Origin of the sequence: Cytobacillus massiliigabonensis (genome assembly GCF_900199725.1) — a bacterium.
GTDB lineage: Bacteria > Bacillota > Bacilli > Bacillales > Cytobacillaceae > Cytobacillus > Cytobacillus massiliigabonensis.
On record NZ_LT904904.1, the window covers coordinates 733,324 to 747,399 of the forward strand.

The 14,076-nt window shown below is 42.3% G+C and carries 15 protein-coding genes; all 15 read left to right on the forward strand.

The features are described 5' to 3' along the window. The first annotated feature begins 344 nt into the window (after positions 1-344). Positions 345-1,166: a prolipoprotein diacylglyceryl transferase gene (gene lgt / locus C1726_RS14645; RefSeq protein WP_102273838.1), complete on the forward strand. Its 822-nt coding sequence runs from the start codon at positions 345-347 to the stop codon at positions 1,164-1,166. 37 nt (positions 1,167-1,203) lie between these two features. Continuing rightward, positions 1,204-2,157 (forward strand): nucleoside recognition domain-containing protein, encoded by a 954-nt coding sequence (locus C1726_RS14650; protein ID WP_102273839.1) that lies wholly within the window; start codon positions 1,204-1,206, stop codon positions 2,155-2,157. After that, the gene (gene ppaX, locus C1726_RS14655) at positions 2,141-2,803 is read left to right on the forward strand and encodes a pyrophosphatase PpaX (RefSeq protein ID WP_102273840.1); all 663 of its coding nucleotides are present in this window, start codon (positions 2,141-2,143) and stop codon (positions 2,801-2,803) included. Before C1726_RS14650 ends, ppaX begins: the two co-directional genes overlap by 17 nt. Next, positions 2,790-3,326 (forward strand): acyltransferase, encoded by a 537-nt coding sequence (locus C1726_RS14660; protein WP_102273841.1) that lies wholly within the window; start codon positions 2,790-2,792, stop codon positions 3,324-3,326. The genes ppaX and C1726_RS14660 overlap by 14 nt, the downstream gene beginning before the upstream one ends. A gap of 264 nt (positions 3,327-3,590) precedes the next feature. Continuing rightward, positions 3,591-4,781: an ATP phosphoribosyltransferase regulatory subunit gene (locus C1726_RS14665; protein WP_102273842.1), complete on the forward strand. Its 1,191-nt coding sequence runs from the start codon at positions 3,591-3,593 to the stop codon at positions 4,779-4,781. Continuing rightward, positions 4,778-5,428 carry an ATP phosphoribosyltransferase gene (hisG, locus tag C1726_RS14670; protein ID WP_102273843.1) on the forward strand — a complete coding sequence of 217 codons (651 nt, stop codon included), beginning with the start codon at positions 4,778-4,780 and terminating at the stop codon, positions 5,426-5,428. Before C1726_RS14665 ends, hisG begins: the two co-directional genes overlap by 4 nt. Further along, positions 5,415-6,686, forward strand: coding sequence for a histidinol dehydrogenase (gene hisD, locus C1726_RS14675; RefSeq protein ID WP_102273844.1), 1,272 nt, complete (start codon positions 5,415-5,417; stop codon positions 6,684-6,686). Before hisG ends, hisD begins: the two co-directional genes overlap by 14 nt. Positions 6,687-6,690: 4 nt before the next feature. Continuing rightward, entirely contained in the window at positions 6,691-7,278 is a 588-nt protein-coding gene (gene hisB / locus C1726_RS14680; protein ID WP_102273845.1) for an imidazoleglycerol-phosphate dehydratase HisB, read from the forward strand. A 1-nt stretch (position 7,279) separates the two neighbouring features. Further along, complete coding sequence (gene hisH / locus C1726_RS14685) at positions 7,280-7,915, forward strand: imidazole glycerol phosphate synthase subunit HisH (RefSeq protein ID WP_102273846.1); 636 nt, start codon at positions 7,280-7,282, stop codon at positions 7,913-7,915. Next, entirely contained in the window at positions 7,915-8,652 is a 738-nt protein-coding gene (gene hisA, locus C1726_RS14690) for a 1-(5-phosphoribosyl)-5-[(5-phosphoribosylamino)methylideneamino]imidazole-4-carboxamide isomerase (RefSeq protein ID WP_102273847.1), read from the forward strand. Before hisH ends, hisA begins: the two co-directional genes overlap by 1 nt. Then, complete coding sequence (gene hisF, locus C1726_RS14695; RefSeq protein WP_102273848.1) at positions 8,646-9,404, forward strand: imidazole glycerol phosphate synthase subunit HisF; 759 nt, start codon at positions 8,646-8,648, stop codon at positions 9,402-9,404. Before hisA ends, hisF begins: the two co-directional genes overlap by 7 nt. After that, on the forward strand, positions 9,401-9,991 hold the full coding sequence (gene hisIE, locus C1726_RS14700; protein ID WP_102273849.1) for a bifunctional phosphoribosyl-AMP cyclohydrolase/phosphoribosyl-ATP diphosphatase HisIE: 591 nt from the start codon (positions 9,401-9,403) through the stop codon (positions 9,989-9,991). The genes hisF and hisIE overlap by 4 nt, the downstream gene beginning before the upstream one ends. Positions 9,992-10,367: 376 nt before the next feature. Further along, positions 10,368-11,861, forward strand: a complete 1,494-nt coding sequence (locus C1726_RS14705; protein ID WP_102273850.1) for a tetratricopeptide repeat protein — start codon at positions 10,368-10,370, stop codon at positions 11,859-11,861. A 432-nt stretch (positions 11,862-12,293) separates the two neighbouring features. Beyond that, positions 12,294-13,244 (forward strand): thioredoxin-disulfide reductase, encoded by a 951-nt coding sequence (trxB, locus tag C1726_RS14710; RefSeq protein ID WP_102273851.1) that lies wholly within the window; start codon positions 12,294-12,296, stop codon positions 13,242-13,244. Positions 13,245-13,579: 335 nt separating this feature from the next. Continuing rightward, entirely contained in the window at positions 13,580-14,038 is a 459-nt protein-coding gene (locus C1726_RS14715) for an 8-oxo-dGTP diphosphatase (RefSeq protein ID WP_102273852.1), read from the forward strand. Positions 14,039-14,076: the final 38 nt, after the last annotated feature.

Genomic DNA, 14,076 nt, shown 5'->3' on the forward strand with positions numbered 1-14,076 from the left:
TGCAAATAAAAATGAGAATTTGCAAAAAAGCATTAGCAATTGCAAATAAAAATAGGAATTTGCAAAAAAGCATCAGGAATTGCAATAAAAATGAGAATTTGCAAAAAAGCATCAGGAATTGCAATAAAAATGAGAATTTGCAAAAAAGCATTAGGAATTGCAAATAAAAATGAGAATTTGCAAAAAAGCATCAGCAATTGCAAATAAAAATGAGAATTTGCAAAAAAGCATCAGCAATTGCAAGAGAGCGAAAACTTCGCAATAATGTTTCATGAATAAATATATGTATTCTCGTTTTTTTGCATTAAAATAGAAAAAATGAAAGAGGAAAAGGAGCAGTGATTATGGAATCGACTATTCAGCCGCTTGACCCGATCGCCATATCCCTTGGACCCATCGATATTCGCTGGTATGGATTAATTATCGGTATTGGTATTGCATTAGCCCTTACGATTGTCATGCGGGAAGGAGAAAAAAGAGGGGTTAAAAAGGAACTAATTGCTGACTTAATGCTTTGGGCAATTCCGATTGCCATTATTTCAGCACGCATCTACTATGTTATCTTTCAATGGGAGTATTATGCCCAGAATCCTGGCGAGATTATTAAAATATGGGAAGGCGGCATTGCAATCCATGGAGCATTGATTGGTGCAGTTATAACAGCGATTGTCTTTGCAAAAAAAAGAGGCGTTTCTTTCTGGAAAATTGCTGATATAACAGCGCCAGGTATTATTTTAGGTCAAGCAATCGGCCGCTGGGGAAATTTTATGAACCAAGAAGCCCATGGTGGAGAAGTGACACGGGCATTTTTAGAAAATCTTCATCTGCCAGAGTTCATCATTAACCAAATGTACATTAATGGTACATATTATCACCCTACTTTTTTATATGAATCCATTTGGAATATAGTTGGTTTTATTATACTTATTCTGCTTAGAAGAGTGAATTTACGCCGCGGGGAGCTTTTCCTCACATACGTAATCTGGTATTCAATTGGGCGTTTCTTTGTTGAAGGGATGCGGACAGACAGTTTATGGCTAATTGAAGGGCAGTTAAGAATGGCACAAACCATTTCGATTGTACTAATAATTGGTGCCGTCATTCTTCTGATTTTAAGAAGAATGAAGGGGTATGCAGATGCACGTTATTTAGATAAAAGTGTTTAATTTTACTAGCGAAACTACATAGGAGAGGGGAAGAGAGATGCTGGTCGAATCGTCCAAAAAGGGGATCATGGTTGGCTTAAAGACGACTTGGACGCTAGGAAAGATAATCTTTCCCGTTACCTTAATCGTTGCTTTGCTGCAGCATACACCTGTGCTGCCATGGGTGATCAAGCTAATCACGCCGCTAATGAATCTAATTGGCTTGTCGGGGGATACAGCTATTCCGCTTGTATTAGGGAACTTCTTGAATCTTTATGCGGCAATCGGGGCGATATTGACGCTTGATTTGACAGTAAAAGAGGTATTTATCGTTGCCGTCATGCTTTCTTTTTCCCATAATATGCTAATTGAATCGAGTGTAGCCGTTAAAGTAGGTGTGAAGCTTTGGATCGGTGTCGCGGTGAGGTTGGGACTGGCGCTCATTTCTGCGATTGTGATTAATCTTGTTTGGCAAGGCGGATCGGAAATCGCTAAGTACGGAATGATTCCAGCAAAAGAAGAAGAAGTAACTGGTTGGCTTGCTATTTTATTGAATGCATTAGAGAAGGCAGGTCTAGGTATTTTCCAACTGGCAATCATTGTTATTCCACTTATGATCGTCATTCAAATCTTAAAGGATTTAAAGTGGCTCGCTGTTTTTTCAAAATGGATGGCACCAGTAACAAGAATGTTAGGCATGAAAGAAAATACATCAACCACACTTGCAGCTGGTTTGCTGTTCGGTCTTGCATTTGGAGCTGGGGTTATGATCCAGGCAGTGAAAGAGGACGGTGTCAGCAAGAAGGATGTTACGATCGCATTTATCTTTCTTGTTGCCTGCCATGCTGTTGTTGAGGATACACTGATCTTTGTTCCATTGGGCATTCCGGTTTTGCCGCTTTTACTCATTCGCTTAGGTGTCGCGATTCTCTTAACGCTGATTGTCTCATTTATATGGAACCGCATAGATATGGCTAAAAGAAAGGGAGCAGCATATGAGCACACAAATTAATACGGTTTTATTCGATTTAGATGGAACATTAATAGATACAAATGAATTAATTATTTCCTCCTTTTTGCATACGTTAGGCAAGTATTATCCTGACCGTTATAAGCGGGAGGATGTTCTTCCTTTCCTAGGACCAACACTCACGGAAACGTTCGAGTCGATTGCTCCTGATAAGGTGGAGGAAATGATTAAAGTATATAGAGAATTTAATCTTGGAAATCATGATCTGCTTGTGAAGGAATTTAATGGGGTATTTGAAACCATCCGTTCATTGAAGGAGGCAGGCATCAAAATAGGTATCGTCACGACAAAGGTGTTAATGGTCGTTGAAAAAGGCTTAAAGCTGACTAAGCTCGACCAATTCTTTGATGTGATTGTAGCATTGGATCATGTTAAGAAGCCAAAGCCTGATCCAGAGCCAATTTTAAAAGCGCTAGAGCTTTTAGGATCAAAGCCTGAGGAGGCAATCATGGTTGGAGACAATTCCCATGATATACTTGGCGGAAGAAATGCAGGCACGAAAACAGCTGGGGTTGCTTGGAGTGCGAAGGGAAAAGAGTTCTTACTTGGATTTAAGCCAGATTATATGCTTGAAAACATGGCAGATTTACTTGATATTCTTGAGGTTGGAAAAAATGAGAAAGACTGAAAGATTTCCGGTAGAGGGTGCCAATTCTCTTTGGCATGTATATAAAACCGTCCCTTTTTGGAAAGTCGTTAAGAACTTTGTTGTGATTCAGCTGGCAAGATATACCCCTTTTCTAGGGATGAAAAATTGGCTATATCGAACCTTTCTGCGAATGAAGGTGGGCGATCAAACGTCTTTCGCCCTTATGGTCATGCTCGATGTCATGTTTCCGGAAAAAATAAGCGTGGGCCGCAATACAGTCATTGGCTACAACACGACGATACTAGCACATGAATATTTAATTAAAGAATATCGCCTTGGGAAAGTTGAAATTGGCAGCGAAGTGATGATTGGCGCCAATTCTACGATCCTTCCGGGCGTATCAATTGGGGACGGAGCCATCGTATCAGCCGGCACGCTCGTACATAAAGATGTCCCGCCAGGCTCCTTTGTCGGAGGAAATCCCATGCGGGTGATATATACAAAAGAAGAAATGGCGAAAAGATGGGCAGAAGATCCCATCTACGGCAAGGAAAAAGCATAATTTTGAGTCCTGTATCCTGCAGGGCTCTTTTTTTTTTGTTCTGTAAAGAAGAAAACTGATCATCCAAATTAAATTTACTTAGCCCATTTAAGTCCTGATCAAGTTATCTAGCAGCATTGTATTCTAGAATTTCCTTATCATACTAGTATACTAGCAATTATTTTCAGAATTATTTGTTGACGTAAATAGGAGAGGGAGGTAAAATACATATATCTTTAATTTACTACCATATTAGCGAACTAAAGGATTTTGAGGTGAATGTCATTGACCCGCTTATTTATGTTTGAAAAACCGTTAGGGATGAGAGACACATTACCAGTTCTATACGATCGAAAACAAAAAATCAGATTATCCATAGAAAATGAGATGAAGTGCTGGGGATTTCAGTTTATGGAGACGCCAACACTCGAATACTATGAAACGGTCGGTGCTGCATCCGCCACTTTAGATCAGCAGCTATTTAAGCTGCTTGATCAGCAGGGGCAAACGCTTGTCATGCGGCCGGATATGACAGCACCGATTGCACGCGTGGCAGCATCAAAGCTATTAAAAAATGATCTTCCGATTCGTTTAGCTTATTCAGCAAACGTCTTTCGAGCCCAGCAGAGGGAAGCAGGACGCCCCGCTGAATTTGAACAAATAGGTGTGGAGTGTATCGGGGATTCCACAATCAGCGCGGATGGAGAAGGAATTGCTTTAATGGTCAACTCATTACAAGCAGCCGGGCTAGAGGAATTCCGGCTTTCTATCGGGCATATTGGATTTGTGCAGACATTTTTCCTGCAGATTCTTGGAACGGAAGAAAGAGTAGAAGCATTAACGAGATATTTATATGAAAAAAATTATGTAGGCTATCGGGAGCATGTAAATGAATTAGCCCTATCATCGATAGATAAACAAAGATTACTAGAATTTTTAACCCTTAGAGGCGGGAGTCAAGTAATTGAAAAGGCATTTAGCCTGCTTGAGAATGACATTGGAAAAAGAGCAGTAACCGAGCTGCAGCAGCTGTGGGAACTTATTTCTGATTATGGTCTAGAAAAAAAGGTGACCTTCGATCTCACATTGGTAAGCCATATGAGCTACTATACAGGGGTCGTGTTTGAGGTATACGCAGGAAACGTGGGCTTTCCAATCGGCAATGGGGGAAGATACGATTTATTGCTGCAGAAGTTTGGAAAGCAGGCAGGTGCGACTGGCTTTGCCATTCGAATGGATCGGCTTTTAGAAGCGTTAGATGGCGATGAGGAGGAATTTGAACATGCCTCCTGTGTGTTATTTAGTCCTGAACGCCGGCGGGAAGCTTTTGAATATGCACAAAAGCAGAGAAAACAAGGAAATAAAGTCGTTCTGCAGGATATAAGCGGAGTCAAGGATATCGATGCCTGCACAAGCCAATACGTGGATATTACCTTTCTAGTCGGAAAAGCAGGAAAGGAGGCGGCGTTAAAATGAAGGATTTATTAACGATTGCGATGCCGAAAGGGCGGATATTTGAGGATGCCGTCCAATTGCTCAGACAGGCTGGCTTCCAATTGCCGCCTGAATTTGATGATTCCCGGAAATTGATTCTGGAAGTGCCTGAAGAAAAGTTCCGCTTTATTTTAGCCAAGCCAATGGATGTCCCAACCTATGTAGAGCATGGGGTGGCTGATCTTGGGATTGCGGGGAAGGACGTCATGCTTGAGGAGGAGCGGGATGTTTATGAATTGCTGGATTTAAAAATAAGTGCCTGCTATCTCGCTGTTGCTGGCTTGCCCAATGCAAAAATAAATGATGTAGCGCCAAAGGTGGCAACGAAATATCCGCATGTAGCTGCTGCCTATTTTCGAGAGCAAGGAGAGCAGGTCGAAATTATTAAGCTGAATGGGTCGATTGAGCTGGCGCCACTCATTGGGCTCGCCGATCGAATTGTCGATATTGTTTCAACTGGAAGAACGTTAAAGGAAAATGGATTGGTCGAGTATGAGCAGATGGTGGAAATCACCTCCAGATTGATTGTGAATCCAGTAAGTTTTCGTTTGAAGGATGAGCGAATCAATGAGCTTGTCGAACGGCTAAGCAAGTTAAAGACTGGAGGGTTCGAGAATGAGAATCTTTAAAGTAAGTGATCAGCCTTCAATTAAAAGGTCAGTTGATAGTGGGACAGAGGAACAGCGAGCGGCAGTCAAAATGATTATCGATTCGGTCCGAAAAGTCGGAGATGAAGCATTGATAGCCTATTCACTTGAATTTGATGGCATATCACTAGAGAACTTCGCCGTAACGAAAGAAGAGAAAAGGGAAGCCTACAAAGAATTGGATGAACAGAACCTTGCTGTTATTAGAGAAGCAGCCGCTAATATCCGCTTATTTCATGAAAAGCAGCTGCGTACCTCTTGGATGACAACCGATGAAAATGGCACAATTCTGGGACAGAAGGTGACACCACTTGATTCTGTCGGTCTGTATGTGCCAGGGGGGACAGCAGCCTATCCATCATCCGTTTTAATGAATGTTATTCCCGCAAAGGTAGCTGGAGTTAAGCGAATTGTCATTACTTCTCCTCCTGATAAAAAAACAGGGAAGCTGCCGCCAGCCGTTCTTGTAGCTGCCCAAGAGGCAGGGGCAGAAGAAATATATAAAGTTGGCGGGGCACAGGCGATAGCTGCTCTTGCATACGGGACAGAGACCATTGCTCCTGTCGATAAAATTACAGGACCAGGGAATATATATGTAGCCTTAGCGAAAAGAGAAGTGTTTGGTGATGTGGATATCGATATGATCGCAGGACCGAGTGAAATAGCTATCTTAGCTGATGATACAGCCAAACCGAATGAAGTGGCAGCAGATTTATTGTCTCAAGCGGAGCATGACCGGTTGTCGTGCAGTGTACTAGTTACGCCTTCAGAAGCTCTCGCTGCAGCGGTTGCCGATGAGGTGGAAAAACAATTAGCAACCCTTCCCCGACAGGAAATTGCTAGGGAATCGATTGAAAACTATGGTGCAATCTATGTAACCGATTCGATGGCGGAGGCTGTTCAAACAGTTAACCTTCTTGCGCCTGAACATTTAGAGATAATCACGGAACATGCAATGCAGCTTTTAGGGCAGATCAGACATGCAGGTGCAATTTTTATTGGAAGATATAGTCCTGAACCGGTTGGCGATTATTTTGCCGGACCGAATCATGTGCTGCCAACGAACGGCACAGCTCGATTTTCTAGCCCGCTAAATGTAGAAGATTTTCAAAAAAAATCTAGTATTGTTTATTACAGCGAAAAGGCATTGAAGGATTATGGCGAAAAAATTGCTGCATTTGCCCGCCTTGAGGGGCTTGAAGCGCATGCACGTGCGGTTGAAACGAGATTAAAGGGGTGAAATCATGTCCAGGGTTTCTGAGATTAAGAGAATTACAAATGAAACTGAAATAAAACTCTCATTAAATATAGATGGGGAGGGCACAAGCACACTTGAAACGGGTGTCCCGTTCTTAACCCATATGCTTGATTTATTCGCTAAACACGGGCAGTTTGATTTAACTGTTCATGCGAATGGCGATACAGAGGTCGATGATCATCATACAACTGAGGATATCGGCATTTGCCTTGGACAGGTGCTGAAGGAAGCGCTTGGAGATAAAAAGGGCATCAAGCGTTATGGGAATGCATTTGTTCCAATGGATGAGGCGCTTGCCCAGGTAGTGGTTGATTTAAGTAATCGCCCGCATTTGGAATTCCGTGCTGAGCTTCCAAGTGCAAAGGTAGGTACATTTGATACAGAGCTTGTTCATGAATTTCTGTGGAAGCTTGCGCTAGAGGCAAGGATGAATCTCCATGTCATCGTTCATTACGGGAAAAACACGCATCATATTATCGAAGCAATTTTTAAAGCCCTCGCACGGGCATTAGATGAAGCGACAACCATTGATCCAAGAATTAAAGGAGTTCCGTCAACGAAAGGGATGTTATAAAATGATCGGCATCATTGATTATGGCATGGGCAATTTGTTTAGTGTGAGCAAGGCGATAGAGCGGCTAAATGTTCCTTACTTTATTTCGGAAAAAGCAGAAGAGCTGAAGAAAGCCGATGGATTAATTCTTCCTGGAGTTGGCTCTTTTAAAGATGGGATGGAGCGGTTAAACGCGACTGGCTTATCGGCTATGATTAAAGAATTTACGGAGATGGGAAAGCCTTTTCTTGGCATCTGCCTAGGCATGCAGCTTTTGTTTGAAGGAAGCAAAGAAAACGGAGAGACGATTGGCTTAGGCTTGCTAAAAGGGTATGTTGAAAAATTTCCAGGAGTAACAGCGGATGGCGGGAGATATAAAGTGCCGCATATGGGGTGGAATCAGCTGGAATGGGAGCAGTCTTCTTCAATTTTGCAGCAAGTGGAAGAGGATTACGCTTATTTTGTACACTCCTATTATGTTGACCGTATAGATAAGGATGCTTTACTAGCAAAGTGTATGTACGATGTGGAAGTTCCTGCAGTTGTTGGCAGCGGCAATTTATTCGGCATGCAATTCCATCCAGAAAAAAGCAGCAAACTTGGCATGAAGCTTTTGCGTAATTTTACGGAACTCGCACGTGAAAGGGTGACTACATGATGAACTTTACCATTTTTCCAGCGATTGATATGAGAGGCGGGAAATGTGTCAGGCTGCTGCAGGGAGACTATAACCAGGAGACTGTGTATGGGGATTCCCCGTTTGCGATGGCTAGAGGTTTTGCAAACGCTGGAGCAAGCTGGATTCACATGGTCGATCTTGACGGGGCGAAGGATGGAAAAAGGGTGAATGATTCCTTTGTCGTTAAGGCAGCAAACGAGTTAACAGCAAAAATCCAGATTGGCGGGGGCATCCGAACGGAAGCAGATATTGCTCATTATCTAGAAAATGGGATTACCCGCGTCATCCTTGGAAGTGTCGCTGTCTCAGAACCCGCCTTCGCGATTGAAATGATTCGAAAATACGGCTCCCAGATAGCAATTGGGCTTGATGCGAAAAACGGCTATGTCGCAACAGAAGGGTGGCTACATACATCACAGGTAAAAGCAATTGAGCTCGGCAAACGCTTTGCAGATGCAGGTACAGAAACCTTTATATTTACGGATATTGCTACGGACGGCATGCTTTCTGGACCAAATGTGGAAGCGGTAAGGCAGCTGGCACAAGAAACCGGAAAACATGTCATTGCTTCAGGCGGAGTCAGCAGTCTTGCTGATTTAAGTAAGCTGAAGGAATTTTATCATGATGGCGTAATTGGTGCCATTGTTGGAAAGGCGATTTATGAAGGACGCTTCTCCGTATCGGAAGCATTAAGCGGGGTGAATGTTTCATGCTGACAAAGCGGATTATTCCATGTCTTGATGTAAAGGATGGACGAGTCGTGAAGGGCATTCAATTTGTTGGGCTGCAAGATGCAGGAGACCCTGTTGAATTGGCACGCTTTTATGATGAACAAGGGGCAGATGAGCTCGTCTTTCTTGATATTTCAGCTTCTGTTGAAGGCAGGAAAACAATGATTGAAGTTGTTCAAGCGGTCGCAGCCCAATTGGCTATTCCTTTTACAGTAGGTGGCGGAATCAACTCATTGGAGGATATGAAGGGAATTTTAAGAGCAGGTGCGGATAAAGTTTCTTTAAATACGGCTGCCGTAAAAAATCCAAGTTTAATTTCGGAGGGGGCAAATTTCTTCGGTTCCCAATGCATCGTTGTGGCAATTGATGCAAAATTTGATCCAGAACTGGGATCATGGCGTGTGTATACACATGGGGGGAGAACATCAACAGATTTAGAAGTGATTGAATGGGCAAAGAAATCGGCTGAGCTTGGAGCAGGAGAGATTCTCCTTACAAGCATGGACGCTGATGGGGAGAAAAAGGGTTTTAATATCGAACTGACACGAGCAGTAAGCGAGGCAGTACCCATTCCGGTGATTGCATCTGGCGGAGCTGGATGTGCTGAACATTTTTCTGAAGCCTTTACAGAAGGGAAAGCGGACGCAGCCCTTGCCGCATCCATTTTTCATTATAAAGAGACATCTGTTGCAGAAGTGAAGACATTTTTAAAAGAAAAAGGGGGGCTTGTCCGATGAATGTCCAGTTTGATGAAAAGGGTCTTATCCCAGCGATTGTTCAGGATGCACGTACGAAGGAAGTGCTGACTCTTGCCTATATGAATGAGGAATCGCTTGAAAAGTCGATTGAGACGGGGGAAACATGGTTCTTCAGCAGGTCGCGGCAGGAACTCTGGCATAAAGGAGCAACAAGCGGCAATATCCAAAGGATAGTTGAAATGAAAGTGGATTGCGATCAAGATGCGATGGTTGTGCTGGTCGAACCAGCTGGGCCTGCCTGTCATACAGGAGAAACAAGCTGTTTTTCTGATCCAATGATCCTTTTCAAGCTTGAACAAGTCATTAAAGATCGTGAAATAAACCGGCCAGAAGGTGCCTATACAACTTATTTATTTGAAAAAGGCCTCGATAAAATTCTAAAAAAAGTAGGAGAAGAGTCAGCTGAAGTGATTATCGCTGCTAAAAATAGAGATAAAGAAGAGCTCAAATGGGAAGCAGCCGATTTAATCTACCACCTTCTCGTTTTACTAAGAGAACAGGACCTGCCGTTTAGCGAAATATTAAAGGTTCTGGAAAAAAGACATGAACCAAAACCGGCCGAGTAGAGGCTGGTTTTTTTCGCAAATGTAAGGTAATTAATGAAGTGGTCCGTAAAATAATGAAAGTGGCCTGTAAACTGTAAAAAGTAGCCCGTAAATCGTGAAAGTGGTCTATAAATGATAATAAGTGGCCCGTAAATCGCGAAAGGGAGTACATTGATTCCTTATCTGATCAAAAATTTCGTGACTTTCTTCATTTATCTTCTCCTTATATTGCCAATCGAACGTTATTACCCATGAATTTGCCCTATACCGGTTCAAGAAAGAACAGGTTTTATCATTCGTCCAGGCTAGATAAGTCTCAAATATTCCTCAATCCCTTCTCCATAAGGTTGCTCATGTGATATACTACTTGAGTTGATTAAGAAAGATGGAGGATTTCATGAGCAAAGACTCTAAAGCAAGACAACCAAAAGGAAAATTATTAACATTTAACCCGACCGGTGAGTATTATTTTGCAAAGGGACTAAAGGCTTACCATAAAAGGGATCTATATAAAGCAAAAAAATATATCGAGCGAGCGATGCAGCTAGAGCCTGGAGAACCGATGATTGTATGTCAATTAGCAATTATTTGCTCGGAATTAGGTGACTATCAGGAGGCAAACACGCTTCTTCACACGATTTTGGAGGAATTGGATGCAGACATGGTGGAATGCCACTATTTTCTCGCAAACAATTATGCCCATTTAGGCTTCTTTAAGGACGCGTATCATCATGCCAATTTATATTTGGAGTTGGATGAGGATGGGGAATTCGTCGATAACACGATGGATTTACTTGAATTGCTGACAATGGAAGCGGAAGAAATGGATGAGGAGTTATATGATCAGGATGATCTGATAACAAAGCAGGAGCACGCAAGGGAATTGCTTGAATCAGGCCATTTTCCAAAAGCGGTGGAACTTCTTAATTCTGTAATTGATGAGTACCCCGAATATTGGTCTGCATATAACAATCTTGCGCTTGCCTATTTTTACCTCGGCGAAAATCAAAAGGCTGCTGATATTTTAGAAAAGGTGTTTCGTGAAAACCCTGGCAACCTGCACGCCCTATGCAATAAGCTCGTATTTGCGTTTTACCAGCATGATCTGGCTGAAGTCAAAGTACTAAAGGACATGCTGAAAAAGATCAAGCCGATTTCAATAGAGCATCAATTTAAGCTTGGGGCCACATTTGCTTTAACAGGTGAATACGATGAAGCTTTTTCTTTGCTGCGCAGCCTTCAGAAAAAAGGATTTGATGGAGATGGCACCTTTTTTTATTGGCTTTCCTATGCAGCATACTATACAGGCAGAGAGGCCATTGCTCAATCCGCATGGAAAAAAGCGGTCCAATTGAATCCTGAAAAAGAAGGGCACGAGCCTTGGAACGAGGAGAAGTCTATTCTTGATGGCTTTGAGAATCATCAATCGTCCATTCTGAAAAAATTAGAAAGCGATTATATTGAAGAACGCCTTTTTGCCTTATTCTTAACTTCTATGTCAGCTGGAAAAGATGAGATCTTGGCCTCAAAAGAAATAAAGAATAATCAAAGGTTCTCACATTTAGAACGAGAATATTTATCCTTTTTACGGACAAAAGAAGAAATGACCGAGCAGGCTCTTCATGAAACAGCCATTCTTCTTTATCAAAATTATCATCCAATCAGCACTGTCGAAGCAGGCTTGTTTTTAATGTGGTTTGCTGTCTTTGTTAAAATGGAAAGCGGCAGCCTTTCGATTAAAAATAGTAAGGCATGGGCAGCAGCAGTTGAATATGTTTGGATGAAAATGCGAGAAGAAAAGGTTTCTCAGCAGCAGATGGCTAGTAAATATGGGGTTTCCTCATCAACCATGCAAAAGTATGTAAAAATGGTAAAAAATCTCCTTTCTTGAGAGAAAAAAGAAAACTTTTGAGTAAGAGAATTGTCTAGCGCAAGCGTCCTATCGCCTATCAAACTTCAGGTCCCCTCCCTGCGATAAGTCGACATCCATTCGCTATCGCTCATTGTGTCTCCTTTATCTCAGTCGGGTCCCTTCCAGTTTGTACGGCGATGATCGAGGCGCTTCCGCTTTTCGATTTGTCTAGCTGCAGCGCCTATCACCTATCAAACTTCAGGTCCCCTCCCTGCGATAAGTCGACATCCATTCGCTATCGCTCATTGTGTCTCCTTTATCTCAGTTGGGGCCCTTCCAGTTTGTACGGCGATGATCAAGGCGCTTCCGCTTTTCTGTGAGCAAATACTTGGACGGAACGATCTTATTTTTATAGGATATGAGTAGATGGTCATAATAGAATAAAGATCCCTTTCTTAGGAGTGAAGTAGCATGACAGAAGAGAAAATTTATGATGTCATTATCGCAGGTGCTGGTCCAGCTGGAATGACTGCCGCTGTTTATACATCTCGGGCAAATTTATCAACTTTAATGGTCGAGCGCGGCGTTCCTGGCGGGCAAATGGCGAATACGGAAGAAGTAGAAAACTACCCAGGTTTTGATCATATTTTAGGACCTGATTTATCGACGAAAATGTTCGAGCATGCGAAGAAATTCGGTGCAGAATACGCATATGGCGATATTAAGGAAATTATTGACGGCGAAGAGTACAAAACAGTTGTAGCCGGATCCAAGCAATATAAAGCTCGTGCTGTCATTATTACGACTGGAGCCGAGTACAAGAAGCTTGGTGCACCTGGAGAGAAAGAGCTCGGCGGCCGCGGCGTTTCCTATTGTGCAGTTTGTGACGGAGCTTTCTTTAAAGGAAAAGAGCTTGTTGTCATCGGCGGCGGAGATTCTGCAGTAGAAGAAGGTGTGTACTTAACTCGTTTCGCATCAAAAGTAACGATTGTACACCGCCGTGATGAGCTGCGTGCTCAAGCAATCCTGCAGCAGCGTGCATTTGATAATGAAAAAATTGATTTCATTTGGAATCATACAGTTAAGCAAATCAATGATAAAGATGGCAAGGTTGGCAGCGTAACGCTTGTATCAACTGAAACAGGTGAAGAGCAGGAATTCAAAACAGATGGTGTCTTCGTATACATCGGAATGATTCCTTTATCTAAGCCATTTGCAAGCCTTGGGATTACGAATGAAAATGGCTATATTGAGACAAATGAGCAAATGGAAACGAAAGTTCCTGGGATTTTTGCAGCTGGAGATATTCGTGAAAAGATGCTTCGCCAAATTGTCACTGCAACTGGAGATGGAAGCATTGCAGCCCAAAGTGCTCAACATTATATCGAAGAATTAAAAGAAAGCTTAAAGACGAAAGCTTAAATGTGAAAAAGCCGCATGATTGTGCGGTTTTTTTATTTTTAAAATAATATTTACAAAAAGTAATTCTCTTTTAATTTTCCTGTAACAGTGGTGCAATAAAATTCAGGTATTCTAATAATAGAAATTGACCCCCTTTTAAAGATATAATCCTTTGTAAAGCGCAGTGAATCTGTGCTTTTTTTTTGTCTAAAAATAATCGGAATATTATAATTGCGATGAACGCTGGCGAGTACTATATATTCTTTTGTAAGAATCTTCAATTCGTTGTGGGTATGTAGCAAAAATAGTATAATAAAAGGAATAAGCAGACGGGGTGGAAGGCAGGTGCGAAGAAGTTGCAGCGAGTCACTAACTGTGTATTGTTAAAAGATGATCAAGTATTGCTTTTGCAAAAACCGAGTCGAGGCTGGTGGGTAGCTCCAGGAGGGAAAATGGAGCCAGGAGAATCAGTGAGAGACTCATGTATCCGGGAATTCAGAGAGGAAACCGGGGTATACTTGCGCAATCCGAATATAAAGGGGATCTTCACCTTTATCATGAAGGAGGGCGAAAAGGTTCTTTCTGAATGGATGATGTTTACTTTTTTAGCGACAGAGGCAGATGGGCTGAACTTGGATGAGTCGGAAGAAGGGAAAATTCTTTGGCATCCATTCGAGGAAATCAAGAACCTTCCGATGGCTGCAGGCGACTATCATATTCTGGAATACATGATTCATGGAAATGGAATGATTTACGGGACGTTCACCTATACGCCAAATTTTGAATTGCTTAGTTATCGATTAGATCCGAGTTAGAGCCTCCGGCGAGCCTTTAGGTTTTTTAGTGAAATGGT

Excerpts from the sequence above, each read along its gene's own strand:
- ppaX (WP_102273840.1), top strand. The coding sequence starts at position 2,141 with ATGAGCACACAAATTAATACGGTTTTATTCGATTTAGATGGAACATTA.
- hisG (WP_102273843.1), top strand. The coding sequence starts at position 4,778 with ATGAAGGATTTATTAACGATTGCGATGCCGAAAGGGCGGATATTTGAG.
- trxB (WP_102273851.1), top strand. The coding sequence starts at position 12,294 with ATGACAGAAGAGAAAATTTATGATGTCATTATCGCAGGTGCTGGTCCA.
- hisIE (WP_102273849.1), top strand. The coding sequence starts at position 9,401 with ATGAATGTCCAGTTTGATGAAAAGGGTCTTATCCCAGCGATTGTTCAG.
- C1726_RS14650 (WP_102273839.1), top strand. The coding sequence starts at position 1,204 with ATGCTGGTCGAATCGTCCAAAAAGGGGATCATGGTTGGCTTAAAGACG.
- hisH (WP_102273846.1), top strand. The coding sequence starts at position 7,280 with ATGATCGGCATCATTGATTATGGCATGGGCAATTTGTTTAGTGTGAGC.
- hisF (WP_102273848.1), top strand. The coding sequence starts at position 8,646 with ATGCTGACAAAGCGGATTATTCCATGTCTTGATGTAAAGGATGGACGA.
- hisA (WP_102273847.1), top strand. The coding sequence starts at position 7,915 with ATGAACTTTACCATTTTTCCAGCGATTGATATGAGAGGCGGGAAATGT.
- hisB (WP_102273845.1), top strand. The coding sequence starts at position 6,691 with ATGTCCAGGGTTTCTGAGATTAAGAGAATTACAAATGAAACTGAAATA.
- C1726_RS14660 (WP_102273841.1), top strand. The coding sequence starts at position 2,790 with ATGAGAAAGACTGAAAGATTTCCGGTAGAGGGTGCCAATTCTCTTTGG.
- hisD (WP_102273844.1), top strand. The coding sequence starts at position 5,415 with ATGAGAATCTTTAAAGTAAGTGATCAGCCTTCAATTAAAAGGTCAGTT.
- lgt (WP_102273838.1), top strand. The coding sequence starts at position 345 with ATGGAATCGACTATTCAGCCGCTTGACCCGATCGCCATATCCCTTGGA.
- C1726_RS14705 (WP_102273850.1), top strand. The coding sequence starts at position 10,368 with ATGAGCAAAGACTCTAAAGCAAGACAACCAAAAGGAAAATTATTAACA.